Raw genomic sequence first — 20,855 nt, 5'->3', positions numbered from 1 at the left:
TAGTCTTAGGTACACTCATTTCTCACAATAGCGGCGCCATCAGATAAGGCTTTGAGTTTAGCGCGGGCTACCTCTCTTGGCAGCGGTGCCATACCGCAGTTCGTGCAGGGATAAAGTTTATCTGCATCTACATATTTTAGTACGTTACTGAGCGTGTTGGCGACTTCATCGGCGGTTTCTACTGTGTGGTTGGCAACATCGATCGCGCCCACCATGATTTTCTTGCCTCTTAACAATTCAATAAGCTCTAGCGGTACCCTAGAGTTGTGGCACTCTAATGAAATGATGTCTATGTTTGAGCGCTGAAGCATAGGGAAAATAGATTCGTACTGTCTCCATTCGTTGCCCAGTGTCTTTTTCCATTCAGTATTCGCCTTAATGCCGTAACCATAGCAAATATGTACAGCAGTTTCGCATTTCAGCCCTTCCACAGCGCGCTCTAAAGCGGCTACGCCCCACTCATTTACATCGTCGAAAAATACATTAAATGCGGGTTCATCAAACTGAATAATATCTACACCAGCCTCTTCTAGTTCTTTCGCCTCTTGATTGAGAATCTTCGCAAACTCCCATGCCAGTTTTTCACGGCTTTTGTAGTGCGCGTCATAAAGCGTATCTACCATTGTCATAGGTCCGGGCAGGGCCCACTTGATAGGTCTGTCCGTTTGGCTACGTAGGAATTTAGCGTCTTCTACAAATACGGAATTGGGGCGAGTAACGGCATCAATTACTCTTGGTACGCTTGCGTCGTAACGATCTCGAATTCGTACAGTTTCTCTGTTTTCAAAATCAACGCCGTTTAAATGTTCAATGAAAGTGGTAACAAAATGCTGCCTTGTTTGTTCGCCATCGCACACAATATCAATTCCAGCACATTGCTGTTCGTGTAAAGATAGTTTCAAAGCATCTCGCTTGCCTTCAATAAGGGCTTCATTGTTAAGTTTCCATGGCGACCATAGCGTTTCTGGCTCTGATAGCCAGGACGGTTTTGGTAAACTTCCAGAAATTGTTGTTGGTAATAGTGTTTTCATAATCAAATCTTCACTTAATAGGGGGGGGGGAGCATTAACACGCGCTGTCGTATGGGCGTTACTTTAAGCGCGTTGCTTGATGTATTGCCCCAAGGTTGCGCGGTAGGGCTTGATAAAGGTTTCTTCAACAAATTTTCCTTGCTCAACGCCTAGCTTGGTGCGTTCATCTCTGTCGTAAACAATGCGAGTAACCGAGTGGTCTGGATGACGCAAATTAGGCTGGTAACGTTTTCCGGCAACGGCATTCGCGTTATAAATCTCTGGGCGATAGATTTTTTGAAATGTTTCCATTGTGCTAATGGTGCTGATTAGCTCTAAGTTGGTGTAGTCGTTTAGCAAGTCATTAGAGAAATAGAACGCAAACGGCGCAACACTATTAGGCGGCATAAAATAGCGCACATTTAAGCCCATTTTTTTGAAGTAGCTTTCGGTTAATGACGTTTCATTGGGAATATATTCAACCCCTAAAATCGGGTGTTCATTTTCAGTTCGGTGATACACCTTGCTATCTGAAACGCTTATACAAATAACAGGAAGCTTTGAAAAGTGCGCCTTGTAAGTGTTTGACTGCACAAGCTGTTGAAAGAGCGTACCATGCAGGTCGCCAAAGTTGTCAGGAACACTAAAGTGAGACTGCCCCTTATTATGCGCTGGAAGCACTACGCTGAAATCGTAATCTCTTAAGTAAGAAGAAAAGTTGTTACCCACTATACCTTCTGTACGCTGCTTTGTTTTAGTGTCCACAATCGTCGTTTTCAGAACTTCAATAGCTGGAAAGCTTTTGTTAGCACCCTGAAGCTTGGTATCTGAGAGGGCGGAATTTTTGATACTGTGATCGTTAATCTCGTTTTTAGTGATTGCAGGGGCTTTAAGGGTTACCTCTACTGTTATAATGTCTAACTCTACAGCGTATCTTTGCCCCGTAAGGTTGTCCCATGTAGCCAGTGCATTAAAGCGGTTGTTTATCATTTGCAGAGCATTGCGAAGATTCGCTTTACGATGTTCACCCCTAGCTAAATTTGCATAGTTAGTGGTAATTCGCGTTGTCTCTGAAGGGCTATACTCCTCATTCAACGGTGTGCTAGTAATAGTAAATTCAAAGTCTTTATTCATTGTGTTTCACGCTTCCCTCAATGGTGTCTCTGCATGGGAATGTTATACGCAATGTTTGTTATGAATAAAAATGACTTAATTTCATCTATCGATGAACTTTATTCATGTGTTGGTGGATTATAGTGGGTTATAGAAGGTGAGTTGAATTGTATAGATGGTGGTCTGAAAGTGTTGAGTAGCAGAGCAGACCGATTTGCCAATCAATAATAAAAAAGCGGTAGTGAAAAAATAGAGTAGGGTAGCTTGGTCACACGCCCAAGCTACCCAAATTGTTTAGAAGCGTTTACCTACACTTACTGTAAAGGTGCGAGGCAACACAACACGGGCGTTAAATGTGGTATTTTGCCCAGCTACAGTTTCTCCAGCTCGTGGATCGCCTTCCGATAAGCCTTCAGAATTGTTGATGTTTTTAACGTCAGCTCTTACGTAATAGCCATCTTCGTTTTCTATCGCAAAGCCAAGGTTAAGCATGCCATAGAAAGGGAGTTCAGCAGTATTAGCATCGTCTGCATAACGTTTTCCGCTCCACGAGTAAGTGGCGTTTACACTGGCCACACCCCAAGCAAAGTCTTCAAACTCATAGCTGGTGGTAAGTTGCCCAAAGTGCTTTGGAACGCGAACAGGCATATTGCCATTAATGTTCACTGTGTCTACGTTTCCGTCGCTGTTGATAAATTCAGCCGCTGGCGTGTTTACGAATTCTGGATCTTGATATGTTGCAGATAAGCCAACTCTCCAGCCTTCCGTTACTTGTAAATTGAATTCAGCTTCTAAACCAAGTGTTTCTGTATTGCGAAACGCTTGGCGTTGTACCACCTGATTGTCAACTACAGTGGGAACGTTAAAGAATAGGTCGTCTGCTGCGGCATAATAAGCTGTTAAGAAAGCAGCAACGTCGCCTGAGTTATATTTGAAGCCTAACTCTGCCATTACTGTAGAGGCTGGTTGGGTTTCACGACGTTCAGAGCGATTAAACTCGTCTATCTCTGCTTGACTTGAAAGGTCGGTAATTGCCATATATTTATCTACGTCAGGCATACGAAACCCGTCTGCATATCGAGTAAAAACAGCAAAGTCTTCATTCACGATGTAATTCGCAGCAACTGTCCACGCTAACTCGCTATATTCAATATCAAAATCTCGATAAGTGCCGTCACCGAAGGGTAGGACAATGCTTCCGTTTACTAGGTCAGCATCGCTAGTAAAGCTACTTATTTCGTAGTTGCCCTGATTCTCGGCTTCACCATTTGCTCTAAGTGTTTCGTAGCGTGCGCCAAGGTTTAGGGTTAAATCATCTATCTCGTATTCAAAGTCCGCATAAGGCGCAATGGTCGACTCGTTATAAACAATATTGGCAAAGCCATGTGAACCAGCCTGTATTCCTTTATATGTACCGCTGGCAATGTCATTGCCTTGTTCGTCAATAAACGCGATATCTAAACGTTGTGGTAAAGGCTCAACAGACTGAAGGGTGTTAATTCGGTAATCGGTAACATGGCCGTTAATATTAGAAACAAACAAACCAAATGTAGAGTAAATAGTGCCTTCATCTAAACCTTCGTAAACATGACGAAGTTTTGTTTCATTTTGAAGGTTATCGCCTTCAAAGCGGCGATGCCAAAAGCCTGCATTAATACCAAAACCATTGGTATTAAAAGTATCAACATTGCTGTTGTTAGCCAGTTCAAAGCCTGTCCCGGCATCGAGTATTCTGTAGTTCAAACTATCATTAAAAACCGCATCGGCAAGGGCAGTTTGGTTGCTATCAAATATAGCTTGAGCCTTACCCGATAAAGGTTCTGCGTTGCCAACATTAATAATACCGGTGAACGTTGTTAGTAGGTCGGTATAGCGAACTTGGTTGGTAAACATCCAGTTGTCGTTTAGCTCTACCTCTGTGGTGTTTCCGATGTAGGTTACGTCTGCAAAGTTACCGTCGGTAACGTCTAAATCGATATCGCCGCTAGGCGTATTTGCTAAGCGAAGTAAACGCGCGCCCGCTGAGTTACCCGTTGTTCCATCGCGAATGTCCATCCCCCCTGGAATGGTTTGCGCATCGGTTGTTGAACCGGTAAGAGGCTGAGGAATGAAGAAGAAAGATTTGTCATCTTGTTTGTTAAATTCAAAGCGAGTAAAGCCACTGCTGTCTTTAAAAAAATATTTTACGTTGGCATTAATTTCACCACCTTGGTTGGCGGTATAGCCCGGGTCGCGAGCAGAGTCACCTCTGCGATACCAACCGCCAATGGCATAAACGGTTTGGTCGTTAATTGAGCCACTCACCCATGCTTGCGCACCTAAGCGGTTGTTACTATTGGTTTCAAAAAATACATCGCCTTCTGTATCGTCACCGCCTTCACGAGATAAAAAGTTAATAAAACCAGCAGGTGCACTACCTACGAAAATCGATGATGCACCACCTCTAATGGCTTCAACATTACCTATGAAATTAGAAAGGCGAGTAAAGCGGTCGTTTTGAGAAAACAAAACATCTTGGTTATAAAATACCGTCATACCATCGCGCAATAATGCAGTAAATTCCGTCTGCGTTGACAGCGGAAAACCACGAGGCGCAACATTGTTACCTGTTTCACCACCTGTGTCTTCCGCATGAAATCCAGGAATGCTGCGAACTAATTCACCCACACTATAAGGTGCTAAACGCTCAAGTTTTTCTTCGCCAAACGTTGTCATTGCGTTTGTCGATTCAATTTTTTCTTTTGGTCTAGATGTACCCGTAACAATGATTTGCTCAAAATCCAGACTGCTAGGTTTGCTTGTTTCCTCTTCAGCAGTTTGTGCCAAAGAAGTTTGAGAAATAGATGCAGTGACGGCTGCTGCGATGAGTGTGAGTTTAGTTGCGCATTGCATAATGTGTCTCTCCAGTGATTTATTTCTTAAAGTTGACTAACCCTGTCCCGTAGTTAGATTTAGTCAAATGTTAAGGGTGGTAACAAGATTGTTAACGAAATGTAGGTTATTCAAAATAATAAATCAACTAATATTATTTAATATTTTATGCACAAAATGACATCAACCTATTTACAGCGATTCGAAAACGCTTAAAAAGATGGGGAAACCCACAACGCAATGCTGTGTTTTATTAAAAAGAGGTAGGGAAAACTAAGGTCGTTAGACCTTAGTTAAAAAGGCTTCGACTGTCTTGAGAAAAGTTTGCCAATAGTGGCAGGTTTGCGCACCCGATAGACTGCGCTTTGCCTCCTATCGTGCCGCTTACAACTTCGCAGGGTGAGAGCCCTCGAGTATCTGATTTTGCTATTTTTTCTGCAGTAGCACGTACAATTTTTTCTCTTACCGTAACGGGAATAGCGCCATCAATAACGATGGCCTCAAAATCAAAAATAGCCATAGAGCAAAGGGCTACATAGGCGAGACCATCGGCTACTTTGTCAATCCAGTCATCCAGAGTGGCGCCTAACTCTCCCCAGTATTCACTCGACTGCCATAGTGATTTTCCATCGTAACCTGCATCAATTAGCATCTGTTCGAGTATGTATAATGAGGACTGCATGATCAGCTGTTGGGATGATAGCTTTCCTTGTGGGTCGAGTACTGGTTGAGGCAATGAGCCAATAGCACCTGCATTCCCCGTTTTGCCGGTAAACAACGAACCATTGAGTACCACGCCACCACCAATAAACGTACCAATAAACACGTACATGAAATTGTCGAAATGATGTGGGTTACCAAAGCTTAGCTCGGCAGAGCATGCAGCGGTATCATCGTTACAAACATAAACCGGTAAATTGATAATACTCGTGATCCCTTGAGTAAAATTAAAGGTTTTCCATTCGTCCAATACTTCCGACGGGGCGCCTGCTTCTTCCGCCCAGCTCCATATTTCGTAGGGCGTTGCCACGCCCACTCCTAAAATTCTTTCACGCAAATCGCTGTTCAAACCTAGAGTAAGGGCCTCAATGCCTTTTTCTAAAAATGCCAGTAATTTAATAACGCTGGGGTATTGAACGTTTTCATGAAGAGTAGCGCGAACATTGCCATTCAAGTCAATTAAAGTGAGGTCGAAACTTCGTCTTCCTACCTTTAAACCTATACCAAATGCTCCTTCTGAATTGAGTGCAAAGGGCACTAAAGGTTGTCCTACTCTGCCTCGCTGGGGTGTTTTTCTTACTAGTAGTTCGTCAGCCTCTAAGCGATTTATAATGACTGTAACTGCTTGAGCAGACAGTCCAGTTTTGTGGGCTATTTCTGCTTTAGGTAATGCACCATGTTGGCGAATGAGGGATATGATTTTTCGCTCATTCTGGACTCTTAGACCAGATTGACCTCGGCCTTCTCGTGTCGATTTCTGAGTTTTTGCTTTATCGGTCATGTCGTCTACTTCAAAGAAATTTAGGTTGGTTATGTTAAACGTAATAACTCCGTTTTTTAACATTTGTTTTTTGCCAATAAATTTGCTTAATCATATTTAAATAAATAAAGTTGATTTATTGACATGGCAATACTTTGTTGATTAAATGCGTTAACCAAAAATTAACATGCGACCGTAACCCATGCAACAAAAAGCCCCCTTAGTCTCTCGTGATATGTTACTGCCTTTTATTCTTCTTACTGTATGTTTTGCTGCATGGGGAACTGCCGCAAATATGACTGATCCGCTTGTTAAAGTGTTTAGCAAAATTTTCACTATGTCTTCTTTGCAATCAGCCTTAGTTCAGTTTAGTTATTATGGCGCTTACTTTTGCTTAGCCATACCGGCTGCATTTATCAACAAACGGTTCTCTTATAAAACTGGAGTGCTGACCGGGCTGGGATGTGCCATTTTAGGGGCCTTTATGTTTTACCCCGCCAGTCAGATGATGACGTATGGTTTTTTTCTCGCGGCCTTGTTTGTGTTAGCCGGTGGGTTATCTATTCTTGAAACCTCTGCTAACCCGTATGTCATGCGAATGGGGAGTGAAGTTACAGCTACTCGACGTCTGAATTTCGCTCAGTCATTTAATCCTGTTGGCACTAATTTAGGAGTGTTTTTGGCAGCAACGCTCATTCTTCCCCAATTAAACCAAGCAACAGCCGATGAGCGAAGTAACATGAGTGCTGATCAACTCGTTGCGGTAATGAGTGCTGAACTTGAGGCCGTCATGGTGCCCTATGTGGGGTTTGCATCCGTGTTGGTGGTTATTTGGATAGCCATTGCCATGATGAAAACGCCCGCAGTTTGTCAGGCTCAAGAGACGAGTAATAAGGTCGATTTTAGGGCCACAATGGGAAGGCTTTTCAAAAATCGCCACTATCGCTTTGGTGTAGTAGCGCAGTTTTTTAATGTAGCAGCGCAAACCTGTGTGTGGACCTTTACTATTCAATACGTAATGGAAGCCAAAGGCGGAGATGAAATATCTGGTGGGACTGTGTTGCAATACAGTATGTTGGTTTTCCTTTTTTCGCGTTTTGTAATGACATGGATCATGGGCTTCATTAGGCCTGCGGCTCTGTTAACCGTTATGTCTACTGTCGCTACGTTACTGTGTCTTTGCATGATTGCCATGCCTAATGATACAGGCGTTTGGGCGCTTATTGGTATTTCGGCTTGCCTATCACTCATGTTCCCAACTATCTATGCCATTGCACTACACGGATTAAAAGATGACGCTAAATTTGGTGCGGCAGGATTGGTAATGGCTATTCTTGGTGGGGCACTTATTCCACTTATTCAAGCGGCACTGATTGATAACTACAGTACAGCGCTATCCTACATAGTCCCCGCGGGCTGCTTTTTAATCGTTGCTTCGTATGCTGTTTTCGATCTTAGGTCAAAGCAAAGAGCGTAACACGTTGCCCTGCTGGCACGTTGAAGGCCCAAGGGGGCTTCAACGTGCCGCGCATTAAAATTCTATAGCCCAACACATCTTCACAGCTTCTCATTATTGTATATTTGCATATTCAAATTCCTCGCCAAAGTCATTGCCATAACGTTACGCTGGCTGCAATATAAGTGTTCATCGTTACAAAACATCAAAAATAAGCATTTCCACTTTTAAAAATAATAACCAAAATAAGGCGTTCAGAAATGATATTACGGCGAACATTAGCTGCTCTAGTTGTGTCTGTGAGCACACTGTTGAGTTTTTCATTTCCAACTTATGGATTAGAAGGCACCATTGATGCAGTACTTTTCGACAAAATGGAATACCGTTTTGTCGGTCCTTACCGTGGCGGTCGTTCGGTTGCCGTTAGCGGCGTTAAGGGCAACCCGCAGCTTTATTACATGGGCACTGCTGGTGGTGGAGTATGGAAAACTGAAAACGCGGGAATATCGTGGAAGCCGCTATCAGATAAACATTTTGCAGTAGGCAGCATTGGTTCTATTGCAGTAGCGCCTTCCGACCCCAACGTAATTTATGTTGGCACTGGCGAAGGGCCTATTCGAGGCGTTACCACAAGTCATGGCAAAGGCATCTATAAATCTACCGACGCGGGCGAAACATGGAAGCTGGTTGGATTAGACAATCGGGGTCAAATTCCAAAAATACGCATACACCCTTCGAATCCAGACGTTGCTTGGGCTGCGGTTCAAGGCAATATTTGGGCTCCCAACGAACAGCGCGGTATTTTCAAAACCACTGATGGTGGTAAAAATTGGCAACACGTATTAAAAGTGAATGCAGATACGGGCGCAGCCGATTTGGCCATAGATCCTTCTAACCCAAGAATACTCTATGCAAGCATGTGGCATCACGGCAGAACGCCGTGGTTTGTAAAATCTGGCGGCGATGGGGGCGGCATTTATAAGTCTATTGATGGCGGTGAAACCTGGGAGCAGCTTGAAAAAGGCTTGCCAACGCTCATTGGCAAAGTGGGAATTGATGTATCACCATCAAACCCTAAACGACTCTACGCCATTATTGAAGCTGACAAAGGTGGCTTATATCGCAGTGATGATGCTGGGGCTACATGGAAGTTAATGAATGGCGACAATATTCTTAAAGCCAGAGCTTGGTATTACAACCATATAAAAGTTGACCCGAACGATGAAAATACTCTGTACGTTATGAATGTGCAGCTGCATAAATCCATTGATGGCGGCAAAACCTTTGAAATTAAGTCGCTGCCTCATGGCGATACTCATGATATGTGGATTAACCCTGAAAACAGTTTAAACATGATAAACGCCAACGATGGTGGCGCAACTGTTACGTTTGATGGTGGAGCGTCGTGGTCGAGTATTTACAATCAACCCACTGCGCAATTTTACAGAGTGACCACAGATAACCTTGAGCCGTATCATATTTATGGAGGCCAGCAAGATAACACCACTATGGCAACGCCTTCTGCGACTTGGGATAGCGGCATAGGCATTGACGAACAATTTGCAGTGGGCGGTGGTGAAAGTGCCCATATCGCGTTTAATCCAAACGATCCTGCGCTTATCTACGCCACTACTATAAACGGTACACTCACGGAATTTGATAGAGAAAGTGGGTTAACTCGCCCCATCATGCCTTACCCTGAATACGTATTCGGTCGTAATGCACGAGACCAAAAGTATCGCACTAATTGGAATGCGCCGGTTTTAGTATCAAAACACGACCCAAATACTGTGTATTACGGAACACAGATGATACTACAAACCACTGACTGGGGTGTAAATTGGCAAGAAATTAGCCCTGACCTCACTCGCAACGATGCCAATAAACAGGGGTTGAATGGTGGCCCTATCACAAATGAACAGGCAGGCGCGGAATACTACAACACAGTGTTTTATATTGCTGAATCTCCTGTAAATGCGGGAGAGCTTTGGGTTGGTGCCGACGACGGTAAACTGCATCTTACTAAAGACGAAGGAAAAAACTGGGTAGATATTACCCCTCACAAAAAAGAAGCGCAGGTAAATGCCATAGAGTTAAGCTCTCATGCCGAGGGCAAAGCTTACGTTGCAGTGACTGGCTATAAACTTAACGACTACAGCCCGTATATTTATAAAACGACAAATTATGGAAAACGCTGGACTCGTATTGATAAAGGCTTGCCCGAAGACGCTTTTGTAAGAGTAGTTCGTGAAGATACTCAGCAAGAGGGTATGCTGTTTGCCGGCACAGAAAGCGGAATGTTTATAAGCTTTGATGATGGTAAAAACTGGCAAAAGCTGTCGCTTAACTTACCTCCGGTTGCAATAACAGACCTTAAAGTGAAAGGCGATGACCTTGTGGTTGCTACACAGGGAAGAGGGTTTTATGTGTTAGATGATATATCGCCTCTTCGCGAAGTTAACGAATCTTTGGTTGATGAAAAGCTATTTCAATTTAGCCCTGTTGACGGCGTGCGGTTACTAAGCGGTGGTAATATGAGCGGTCAACCTGAGGCTAAGAACCCTCCTCGCGGCGCGTCATTCAGATATTATTTAGGCGCAGAGCTAGAAGAAGATGACGAACTTCGCATTGACATTTTTAATGCCGACAACGAATTAGTGCGCTCGCTATCGTCTAAACCTAGCGCGTTTGAATCTTGCGCGAAAGGCAATGAAGATATTCGCAGCCCGGTCAAGTTCAAGCATCCATCGACAAATAAAGGCTATAACACCTTCGAGTGGGATTTGCGTCGCGCACCCCTTAACTGTATTGATAACGTGAAGCTTTTTGGCGGCTGGAATGGTGCCAGAGTAATGCCGGGAGAATATAAAGCTACGATATCGCTTGGCGATATAGCGCAAACTAGATCTTTTAAGGTCCTACCCGATCCACGAGAGAATACAAATGCGCAGCAGTTAAAAGTGGTTGAGCAGAGTATCAAGGCCAGTGAAACTATTTTAAATGAACTGTTTGCACACTTACAGAAAGCCCGGAATGTGCGTGAAAAGCTTAATGACATCACACATTCTAATGTGATGCTGTCTGCTGAAATGTCAGAGTCTATCGACCGTATTGTTAGTGAAATAGATGAGTGGGAGTCGTTAGTGATTCAGCCTAAACATCAAACTTTCGAAGATGATATCAATTGGCCGAATATGCTCGACAGGCAAGTACGCTTTTTAATGGATAACTTTGATAGAACAGGGGCGCCAGCGCAAGCGGGCGCATTAAAACGATTAGAAGACTTAGAAGCAAAGTGGCTGCAATATAAATTGCAGTTACAAACCCTGTTTGAAGAGCGAATAACGCCGCTCAATAAAAAGCTATCAGAGCAGGGCGCATATGATTTAGAACGTTTGTAGCTCATCACACGCCAACTCAAAATAAAACGTCCCTAGTAATAGGCAACTAGGGACGTTTGTACGATACCAAAACACTGATGTGGGGCTGAACTTAGTTACCGACAAAAAGGGCTACCACCGCTGTAAGGTCCAGTTTAATGCAATAATGGCGATGACAGAGGATGCAAACGGCATAATTGTTTTTGCATAAACATGCCAATTACGCGCAAGCATAAGGAGTGGCAGAAGTACTGCAACAATGACCAACTGGCCTATTTCTACACCAATGTTGAATGCGGCCACGCTCATTACTAGGCTGTTTGATTGTGCGTTTAATTCTGCAAATACGCTGGCGAAGCCCATGCCGTGAAGAAGACCAAAGCCAAAGGTTAAAAAGCCGAGCCTAAATACCAACGGGAATATATTGTTCAGTGCCGTTAGCATAACGGAAATTGCAATGCCCAGCTCTACCCATCTGCTGTCTAGCGTAATTATATCAAGGGCTGTAGCAGTAAGCGTTATTGAGTGCGCTAAGGTGAACGCACTCACTAAAATAACCGTGTTTTTAAAAATATCCCGTTTCTTGTCTTCTTTTTTCTACGAACGCTCATTACGCGCTAAATTAACGGTAAGTAAAGTCGCCACTAGAAAAAGAATATGATCTAGGCCAATAAAAATATGCCAAATGCCTTGGTATACCATTTCAAAAAACTGTGTAGTGATAGAGAGAGCCGCAGGTGTTAGCGTTAATATGCGCTTATCTTCAGCTATCACTGTAGTTAAGGTTTCTTGCTCAAGTTTTATTGTTGTCAGCAGTTTATGCGTAGGCGTTACTTCAAAGATCCCTTGATACATTATGCTAATCTCACCGGTTCCTTGGCAGCTGACATTTAACGGATAAACAATAAGTGACTCGGCAGATATTGAGCGCATAGAAGGAACTGTTGTTGCAACATCGCACTTGATTTCTCCCTGCTTTACTTGTAGCGAGGACGCGATATATTGCTCTGCAAAAGACTGATTATCTAAAACTTCACCCCACTGCAATTGCCCGTCATTATTGGAATCTAAATTAGCGGCTTGCCCAATATCCTCAGGCTTTAGCAGCAACTCCCCTTTTAAAAGTCCTCCTTGCTGATAATTCAGAGTTAAATATCCGTTACTTAACTCATGGGCAAAGCCTTTTGCAGTAAACGCAAAAAGAATAAAGAAAAATAAAATAAATCGTTGCATAACCTTGTTGAAACTCCTAGCTACTTAGTTCTGAATTTGCTTTTTCAGCCCTTTCAAGTAGTGCTTTATCGTGTTCTGTTTGCGCATACTGCCAATTCAGTTGGGCAAATTTTAGGGCGAGCTCAGGTTGAGGATCGATATCAAGATAGTAGTTTGCCACTTGCGCAGCGTGAGAGGTATCTTCTCGCCAAGCCCTTATTTTCATGCGCTCGCCTAGCAGGCGCATCTCTTTAGTGTTGTCTTCGCCTAGCGCTTTTTGTGCTTTAACCCACCGTAGTAATAACGCGTCGTCTAAGCGTGAAAGGTCAGTAACATCTCTCTCTAAGGTTGAAGTGATAGTGCCATATTGACCACTAGCATAGTGGGCATCGGCCCAGGTGATAATGGCACTGATGGGAAGCGAAGCAATTTCAAATTCAGCCAATTGCTTTATTGCTAGTTCAGGCTGCCCAACAGAAAGAGCCATGCTCGCTAGTGTTTCTTTGAACCAAATGAATTCAGAATTATCAAAACTTGACGAAATGGGTGACGATGAAGAAGAAGGTAGTGATGAGTATTGTTCAAATTTTTTGAGTTTATGATACACCTCTATAGAAGGTGAGATAGCAAAATCAGCATTTAACACGCAGCCAAAAGACAACATAAAGCTTGTTTTGCCCAGCAGGCGCTCGCAGTGCTGCTTCGCTTTATTTCCATTACCTTGTTGAATGCTAATGTCGGCAAGCAGCAATTGCGCAGCCGCAGAGCGAGATACATCGATAGTATTCAAATGTCTCATGGCATCATCAAATTTATGAATGCTTTGCATGAGCTTTGCTTCAAGAATAACAACTCGTTCGAGCTGCGTTCCCCTTAAAACGGGTTGCTCAGAACGTAACTTATGTAGGAATTGGCTTACGCGCTGGCGCTCGTTTCCTGAGGCAGATAAATATCGGCTAGATGAGAGTAATTGCTCGGCTTCAAAAAGGCTTGTGAGCACTTTTTCGTCGGGTTGCCAAGTGGCGATTATGGCGTTTTTATCTATTTGATTTTTTACGGGGTGTGAGGACGCAGATTCTGCGTTTGCGAATGTGGGTAGTGAAAGTAGCACTAAGGCACATAACGTCCATACAGATACGAACTTTGACATGATAGTTCCCTTAAAAAAAGGCCGTCCATGGCCTTGCGGTTATGCTCTTTTACGGTGACTTGTGATTAATTGTTACTTAGTCAATCAGTAAGTCGTCGAAAGCGGCATCATCGGCGTCCTGAGTAAACTCACGACCATTTACTGGCAGTGGCTTGTCGGTTGGCGCCTGATTAAACACTTCTCTCGTGTAGCTAGCTACAGACAATTGCTGAGCTTCAATGGTTACTGTTACCGTGCCGGCAACCTGCTGATTAAAGCCATCGCTAACGCTAAATGTAAAGCTATCCGAGCCTGTCACTTGAGCGTCTGGCGTGTAAGTAAAGCTACCGTCTGAATTTACAGTTGCTGTACCTAACGAGCCGTCATCTGCTAGGGCAAACGTAAGAGGGTCGTTTTCAGGATCTGTTGCTGAAAGCGTGCCTTCAAATGCAATGTCTGCCTGAGTGGTTAACGCATCATCAACGGCCACTGGAGCTTCGTTGATCTCAGGCGCTTTGTTATCGTCATCGCTATCGAAACAGCCTGATAACGCTAGCGCCAGCGACGTTGCAATCCAAATACGGTGTAGTTTTCGGTTGCTTGGTTGATTAGTCGAATTATTCATAGTTGTGCTCCTTACTCAGAGCCAGCAATAGGCGTTCTTAGGTATGGAAATGATGAATCAATCATGCTCGCATCCACCGGTGCACCATCAGTAAATGGCACTGTACCTACGCTTGCATCTTCCGGTGCACAAAGACCAAGGTCTGTATCTTCACCTGCAACTGGGATTGGATAGCACAAACGGCCCATAACTACGCGAAGTGCAATGTCTACAACATCATCACCTGGACGGCGGCCGTTAGGGAAGCCTGCTAAATCGTCGCCCGCTACACCAAATGCCGATTGTGACGCTGCTGGTGTGGCTGGAATGCCAGTGTTTAAACGAAGCATTTCAGACGGTGTTACTGTTGCCTGCTGGTTCACTCCAGGGAAGCCGGTTAGGAACGCGGTTACCAAGTCTGTTCTTGGGAAGTTAGTTGGTGCTAGCGTTTCAATTTCTGTACCTAGCGTAGTGTTTACCGCATCTTTAAACAGAATATTCAGTAACTCAGGTAAAGACGGATGCGTTACGTAATCCGCAAATTGACCGTCCTGACTTGGGTGTGCGCTAGAGAACTTATCTTTATCGCCAATACCAATCACGAGTTCGTTAACTAGTGGGCTACCTAAGCGAGACACTTGTGTCATTGCACCGCCGTTAACTTCAGGCTTTGCAAAAGTAGCATCTGGGTTTAGGATGCGTGCTTGCGGCAGACTCGCCGTAGTCCAACTTCCGATTACGCCATTGCCATCGCCAGTTACGCAGCTTGCAGGAACTTCAATGGACAATGACGTTACGTTTTTGTCAATAAGATCATCGTTGCTGTCGCTTTGTGTAATACCGCCAGGGAAGCCTTCACCGTCGCCAGCACCCGGGGCACTATCACCTTCTACAGGTACATAGTTAACTAAGTCGAATGTTTTACCTAGGTTTACAACAAATGGGTCTTTACGCTGGCCTACAAATACACGGGCCATATCGTCACAACCTGGAATGGCAAACGAATAAATAAAGCTTTCAGCATAACGTGCGTACTCAGCTTCACTGGTAAATGTTTTGTTACCGATGTAATCAAGTGGCTTCTTAAACATATCGCCCATAGCAGGCGTTAGCATAGTGCGCTCACCGCTTTGCATATCACCAGAAACCATGGTTAGCGTATACATCTCCGAGAAGTTGGCGGCGCTAGAATCGTCCGCGCTAATGCCACCTACATTTTTAAGCGGCACTTTCACCATTTTCTGATTGCCTTCAGGGCCAATCGGAAGTGCTATGCCTTCATTACCTGCAGCAAGCATATTGTTAAAATTGAATACAAAGCTAACATCCTCTACTGCATCTCCATCACTGTCGATATGAATGGCGTAATGTGCTGCAGGGTCCATAGCAAAATAGTTAGGACCGCCGTAGGCGTCTTGTAATGGAATATAGTTGGCAATGAAGGTTACATAACCTTCTCTGCCTTCTTCGTAACTGTTAAAGGCGTAAAAATCTGTACTGTCTACCGCTGGAGCGCGGGTAATGTTAGGTGCCTCTCTGTGGCTTGATGCCATTGCGCCTGCTGTTACGGCAGCGCAAGTGAGAGCAATTGCAACCGATAGTGTTTTACGTTTGAAGATTGTCATGTTTTATCTCTCTGTTTTATGAGTTCCTAAAGCTAAACGAGCGAGATGCACGACTAGATGCAAAAAAATAAAATAATTTAAAAAAATGTTTTAAAGACGTAAATAAAAAGAAAAAGCCGCATATTTCATGAGAAAAATGCGGCCTATATAGTGGGGGCGGTTTTTTAAACCGATAGAATAGGTGCTATATAAAGTACTTCGGTTGGCGCTCCGGTCTTAGAGCCTCCTGGGGCTTCCAAACTAATTGCAAGTGCCGCGATACTGCTGTCGAGTAAAATATCTGGCGTTGCTCTGCTATCTCCACCCATCTCAGGCATTAAACCAAGAGATATCGGTGCTTCTCCATTAGCAGGAACCATCCAAAGCTCATAGTCTTTATCTGCAATAGCGGTAAAGGCATCGGTAACTTTTACGTCCATGGTACTCGGCGATACTTCGATAATCCACAGCGGCGTATTATCCGCATTATTGACTACAGCAATATGCGATACGTCCTCGACTGGGGCTGGCTGCATGATGACTAAAAGTACGGCAAGCACCAAGGCTGCAGCAGTTGATAGCATAGAGAGCCCGCGCCAGCGTTCGCGTTTTGCTCGTTCAAAATCGACAATTTGAGCAGATGTGCCGTTAGATGCAGAATGCCCAAGTCGACGCTGAATTTCCTCCCACACGGCTTTTGGCGGTTCAACCGGCTCAACAGTATCGTTAAAACCCGCTAAATACTGCTCCCATTGGGCGGTGGCATCGCTCACAGCTTGGTATTGCATCATCAATTTTTGATAACGCAAACGGGCTTTTCCACGCAGTGTTCCTACAACATATTCAGCGGCTAATGCGTTAAGCGTTTCTTCTTTCAAATAATTCATAGCGATAAACACCTTTGAAGGCTTTGTAATCCTCTTCGTATCCAACTTTTAATAGTGCCTAATGGCGAAGATAGATAATTCACCACTTCTTGGTGAGATAGACCGTTTACGTAGGCTAAATGAATGGCTTGTCGTTGCGGCCCATCTAACTCGTCGAGGCAGGCAGAAAGCTTTTGTTGCTCACCGCCTAATTGAAAAGCCTGGGGAGCGTCGGGAATGGCAGCGGCTTCATCGGTCAACTCTACCTCGTTGCGAACGTTGTGATAGCGCATTGAATCTAATGCTCTATAACGCACAATACTTACCATCCAGGTTAACACAGTTCCCTTGCTTCGCTGGTAGCTTCCCGCGTTGTGCCAAATTTTGATGTAAGCGTCTTGCGTTGCTTCATCTGCAAGCTCTGGCCGTTTGAGTAGCTTTAATGCCACCGCGTAAAGCTGAGAGCTGGTTATTTCATACAGTTTAGCAAAGGCATCTTTGTCGCCCTCTGCCGTTTTACACAACAGCGGAAACAGAGTTTCATGTTCCATTTTGGCTCCTTATATATGACTTTTTACAGTCACATGCTTAATTGTTGTTAGCCATCATAAGACTTACAGGTTTTTAATATACTAACGTCCATCTAGCCTGGTTAGATGCAAAAAAAGCACAGTAACGGTCAATATGCTCTGTTTTTGACAATAGCACGGTTTAATAAATTGTCATTATCTCCTTAAGTCTAGGCTCTCTTTCCAGTGGGTTAAGCGTTTTGACGAATGAGTTGTCAGGTGAAAAACGCGTAATGCTACCTTATTCATATTTATGCCCAGTCTTGCTTGTGTCACACTATTAGATGTTTACTCTTATCCGTAACGCTAATTGCACCGTGGTTTGCTATAGCCGTATTAGGTTAAAGCGACGTCAGGTTAGAGCCAGACTGATGTTTTAAGCGTAGCCATCGAGATAATGTGTCAAATGTCTTAGTAATAAATAGAGTAATAGCAAGCATATTGGCATCAAGCGAGCCTGTTCTAAGAAATTAAATAAGCATTTAAAGAGAAAAGTGTGTCAAAAAACAAAGTAAGAGCTCAAAAGCGAGTTCGCAAAAAAAATGAAAGTAGTGAGGCAGACATGGAAAGCCAGAATACACCTGCGTCTGAATTTGGAGAGCGGGCAGGATTCTTTCGTCGTCTTTTAGCCATGGTTTACGATGCACTTGTTGCTATTGCAGTGGGCATGTGTGCGGCAATGGTGATCATAGTCACGCTTATTATTATGTTGAAAAATGGCGCCATAGACATGCAAGGTTATGCTGAGCCAGCCGATTTCATTCAGGCCTCTAGAGCATACAAACTTCTTATTCAGGTTTGGGTAGGTTTGTGGATAGCCGGCTTCTTTTTATGGTTCTGGAAACGAGGAGGGCAAACATTAGGCATGCGTGCTTGGCGGCTCCGTATTTTTAGCACAGTAGATGAGCCCGTTACCATGGGGCGTTTACTTACTCGCCTTATTGCTTCACTTTGCGGATTAGGCACGTTACTGGTGTTGTTCGATATAAAAGAAAAACAGTCGCTACAAGACAGATTAGCAAAAACCGAAGTATTAAAGCTGTCAAAAGAAGCGAATGACCATAAAAGCTGGTAGGCAAAACAGCGTTGAAAAGAGGCACACAAAGTTGCTTACAGCGCTTAAGAACAAGCATTAAAAATTAAGACTCGGTAGCACAATCGATGAGCAAAAGAAAAGGGCAGATATTGCCCTTTTGGCTCTCAAATCTAGCGAGTTTGCTGTCTAAACCAGTTAAAGCAACATAAGTGTGATCAGCGCCGAAGCATTATGCCCGCGATAGCGGCAAACAGCAGGCTTGGTAGAAGCGCGCCCAGAAATGGCGGTAACTGATAAACCAAGCTCACAGGCCCAAACACTTCATTGAGAATAAAGAAACCAAAACCGGTTAGTACCCCCATAATAACCCGCGCTCCCATGGTAACACTTCTCAGTGGGCCAAAAATAAACGACAGTGCCATTAATAGCATCACGCCAACAGACACCGGTTGCAATATCTTGCGCCATAGAGCGAGTTCGTAGCGTGCGGGGGCCTGATCGTTACTTTCTAAATAATTCACATAGTCTATTAAGCCGGTAATAGATAATGCTTCTGGTTTTACTGCCACTATGCCCAATTTGTCTGGAGTGAGAGTTGAGTTCCAGCGCTTCCTTTCAATATTTTCCGTTGAAATCTGTTGCTCAGTGAAAGTTGTTACATCTACATTGTTTAGCCACCAGCCATCGTCGTCGAACGTGCCCGTATTCGCATAGCTAATGCTTTGCAGCGAAAGGTCGGTGTTAAAGGTGTAAATGCGAATATCTTTTAAGGCATCTTGGCTGAGAACCTGTCCAATGCTTACGAATCGTTCGCCATCTTTCGCCCATACAAGCTTATCAGATGAGAACAAGCTTCCCCCAGAAATGGCCTCCGTGCGAAGCTGTTTGGCTTTTGTCTCGCTTACTGGGGTTACCCACTCGCCAACAGCCATAACCACCAAAATCATAATCAGGGTCGACTTCATGGCAGAATTGATGATATTCCAGCGGCTCAGTCCTGCGGCCTGCATGACTACAAGCTCGCTATTGCTTGCAAGCACGCCCATTCCCACTAAGCCACCAAGTAGGGTAGCCATAGGGAAAAACTGCTCCAAATCGCGAGGCAGGCTCAACAAAACATACAAAAATGCTAGAAGCATGTCGTAGTCGCCTTCACCAATCTTTCGCAGCTGTTCAACAAATTTTATAAGCGCGCTGAGTCCAATTAGTACGCTAAGGGTTACTGTAACTGTGCTTAATAATGTTCGTGCTACATACAAATCGAGGATCTTAAACATTTATTTTTTCCCCAATATCCAAGCACGTAACTGAGTGCCTGTTTTCCTATCGCGAACAATTAAGACAAAACCAATCACTAGCATAACGGTGTGAACCCACCACAGCCCAAGTTGAGGTGGCATTTTCCCGTCTTCAAGCACGCGTCTGCTGGCTAACAGTAATAAAAAATACCCCAGGTAAAGTAATATAGCAGGGAACATTTTGCCAAATCGACCTTGCCTTGGATCAACCGCACTCAGCGGCACGGCTATAAGCACTAAAAAAGGAATGGAAAGGGGAATAGCAATACGCCATTGCAGTTCAGCTCGTGCTTCTATGCTTTCGTCATTCCACAGTTCAGTGGTTGGTAATACACTCACTTTCTTGCGAGGCTCTTCTGCAGGCTTGTCGGCAATTTGAATTTGGTATTCGTCAAACTCAACTTTTCGATAGGCGTTACCCGATTGTACGCCCTCGTATTGCACGCCTTGCTTCAGGATAAGGTTACGGGTGCCGTCTGCATTTGTTGCTACGTCACCTGTTTGTGCGTAAACCACACGCACCTGTTCTTTGCTATCGTCACTTTGATTTTGCGATAAAAAGACTCGTTTTAGTTTGTCGTTTTCATCAACGTCGTGAGCAAAAATAACTGCTTTTTCGTTGCCGGTTTGTTGAAATCTACCGGGCATAAGCGCCGAGATGCCCGCTTCGTTGCGCGCTTTTTCTCGCAGTTGATATTCGTTTTCTGCAGCAAGAGGAGCGAAATACAGTGTAATAGCGCCGGTAACAATCATAATCAGCACCGACAGAAACAGCATTACCCTCGTTATATACCATTCACTAATGCCGCAAGCGCGCATAACAGTCATTTCGCTATCAACGTATAGACGGCCATGGGCCAGCATAATGCCGAGATAAGCGCTTATTGGCAGCACAAGAGATGATAGCATGGGGGCATAAAGACCCAAGAAGCCTAAAACTAGACCTGCGGGGATGTCGCCATCGGAAGCATCACCTAAAACACGCACGAAGCGCAAGGTGACAAAAATGGCCATTAAGATAAAGAAAATCGCTAGCTGAGATTTTAGCGTTTCCTTAAGTAAATAGCGGAATATCAGCATCTCAGTCTGCCCGGATAATTAGGAATTTTAGTGAAAGAAAGCACAATTTTGTTTAAACTTACCGTTTTTACACGTTTTGCCTGCAACCATAAACTGTTTGTATGATGTTTTGACGCCAATTTGGCCTATATTTAAGGGCAAACGCGT

General features: G+C 44.1%; 16 protein-coding genes. 3 read left to right on the top strand and 13 right to left on the bottom strand.

Features of this window, described 5'->3' with window-relative positions:
* Positions 1-5: 5 nt before the first annotated feature.
* The 4 genes from BM528_RS14975 to BM528_RS14960 all read right to left on the bottom strand — a co-directional run bounded on the left by BM528_RS14975 (position 6) and on the right by BM528_RS14960 (position 6,558).
* On the bottom strand, positions 6-1,031 hold the full coding sequence (locus BM528_RS14975; protein ID WP_071980524.1) for a methionine synthase: 1,026 nt from the start codon (positions 1,029-1,031) through the stop codon (positions 6-8).
* A gap of 63 nt (positions 1,032-1,094) precedes the next feature.
* Positions 1,095-2,144 (bottom strand): putative oxygenase MesX, encoded by a 1,050-nt coding sequence (locus tag BM528_RS14970; RefSeq protein WP_071980523.1) that lies wholly within the window; start codon positions 2,142-2,144, stop codon positions 1,095-1,097.
* 273 nt (positions 2,145-2,417) lie between these two features.
* The gene (locus BM528_RS14965) at positions 2,418-5,015 is read right to left on the bottom strand and encodes a TonB-dependent receptor (protein WP_071980522.1); all 2,598 of its coding nucleotides are present in this window, start codon (positions 5,013-5,015) and stop codon (positions 2,418-2,420) included.
* A 268-nt stretch (positions 5,016-5,283) separates the two neighbouring features.
* The gene (locus BM528_RS14960; RefSeq protein WP_232230502.1) at positions 5,284-6,558 is read right to left on the bottom strand and encodes an ROK family transcriptional regulator; all 1,275 of its coding nucleotides are present in this window, start codon (positions 6,556-6,558) and stop codon (positions 5,284-5,286) included.
* Positions 6,559-6,676: 118 nt separating this feature from the next.
* On the opposite strand from BM528_RS14960, the gene fucP reads away from it, so the two are divergent.
* The gene (gene fucP / locus BM528_RS14955) at positions 6,677-7,951 is read left to right on the top strand and encodes an L-fucose:H+ symporter permease (RefSeq protein WP_071980521.1); all 1,275 of its coding nucleotides are present in this window, start codon (positions 6,677-6,679) and stop codon (positions 7,949-7,951) included.
* A 239-nt stretch (positions 7,952-8,190) separates the two neighbouring features.
* Complete coding sequence (locus tag BM528_RS14950) at positions 8,191-11,331, top strand: WD40/YVTN/BNR-like repeat-containing protein (protein WP_071980520.1); 3,141 nt, start codon at positions 8,191-8,193, stop codon at positions 11,329-11,331.
* 111 nt (positions 11,332-11,442) lie between these two features.
* Here BM528_RS14950 and BM528_RS18910 read toward each other — a convergent pair whose 3' ends face one another.
* The 7 genes from BM528_RS18910 to BM528_RS14920 form a co-directional block, all read right to left on the bottom strand.
* Complete coding sequence (locus tag BM528_RS18910) at positions 11,443-11,883, bottom strand: HupE/UreJ family protein (protein ID WP_269529788.1); 441 nt, start codon at positions 11,881-11,883, stop codon at positions 11,443-11,445.
* Positions 11,884-11,907: 24 nt separating this feature from the next.
* Complete coding sequence (locus BM528_RS18905) at positions 11,908-12,543, bottom strand: HupE/UreJ family protein (protein ID WP_232230500.1); 636 nt, start codon at positions 12,541-12,543, stop codon at positions 11,908-11,910.
* Between the two features lie 16 nt (positions 12,544-12,559).
* On the bottom strand, positions 12,560-13,672 hold the full coding sequence (locus tag BM528_RS14940; RefSeq protein ID WP_071980519.1) for a hypothetical protein: 1,113 nt from the start codon (positions 13,670-13,672) through the stop codon (positions 12,560-12,562).
* A gap of 76 nt (positions 13,673-13,748) precedes the next feature.
* Positions 13,749-14,276: an Ig-like domain-containing protein gene (locus BM528_RS14935; protein WP_071980518.1), complete on the bottom strand. Its 528-nt coding sequence runs from the start codon at positions 14,274-14,276 to the stop codon at positions 13,749-13,751.
* Positions 14,277-14,287: 11 nt separating this feature from the next.
* Positions 14,288-15,880: a DUF4331 domain-containing protein gene (locus BM528_RS14930; RefSeq protein WP_071980517.1), complete on the bottom strand. Its 1,593-nt coding sequence runs from the start codon at positions 15,878-15,880 to the stop codon at positions 14,288-14,290.
* Between the two features lie 164 nt (positions 15,881-16,044).
* A complete protein-coding gene (locus BM528_RS14925) occupies positions 16,045-16,746 on the bottom strand; it encodes an anti-sigma factor (RefSeq protein ID WP_071980516.1) in 702 nt (233 codons plus the stop codon).
* Positions 16,743-17,276, bottom strand: coding sequence for a sigma-70 family RNA polymerase sigma factor (locus BM528_RS14920; RefSeq protein ID WP_071980515.1), 534 nt, complete (start codon positions 17,274-17,276; stop codon positions 16,743-16,745). The genes BM528_RS14925 and BM528_RS14920 overlap by 4 nt, the downstream gene beginning before the upstream one ends.
* Positions 17,277-17,856: 580 nt before the next feature.
* Between BM528_RS14920 and BM528_RS14915 the strand changes: the two genes are divergently transcribed.
* The gene (locus BM528_RS14915) at positions 17,857-18,369 is read left to right on the top strand and encodes an RDD family protein (protein WP_083595406.1); all 513 of its coding nucleotides are present in this window, start codon (positions 17,857-17,859) and stop codon (positions 18,367-18,369) included.
* A 176-nt stretch (positions 18,370-18,545) separates the two neighbouring features.
* On the opposite strand, the gene lptG is transcribed toward BM528_RS14915, so the two are convergent.
* Both lptG and lptF read right to left on the bottom strand, forming a co-directional pair.
* Positions 18,546-19,607: an LPS export ABC transporter permease LptG gene (lptG, locus tag BM528_RS14910; protein WP_071980513.1), complete on the bottom strand. Its 1,062-nt coding sequence runs from the start codon at positions 19,605-19,607 to the stop codon at positions 18,546-18,548.
* Entirely contained in the window at positions 19,608-20,708 is a 1,101-nt protein-coding gene (lptF, locus tag BM528_RS14905) for an LPS export ABC transporter permease LptF (protein ID WP_071980512.1), read from the bottom strand.
* Positions 20,709-20,855 lie beyond the last annotated feature (147 nt).

This window comes from Alteromonas sp. RW2A1 (assembly GCF_001886475.1).
Classification (GTDB): Bacteria; Pseudomonadota; Gammaproteobacteria; order Enterobacterales; family Alteromonadaceae; genus Alteromonas; species Alteromonas hispanica.
Note: the sequence above shows the minus strand (reverse complement) of the source record. Positions and strands in the feature narration are given on the sequence as shown.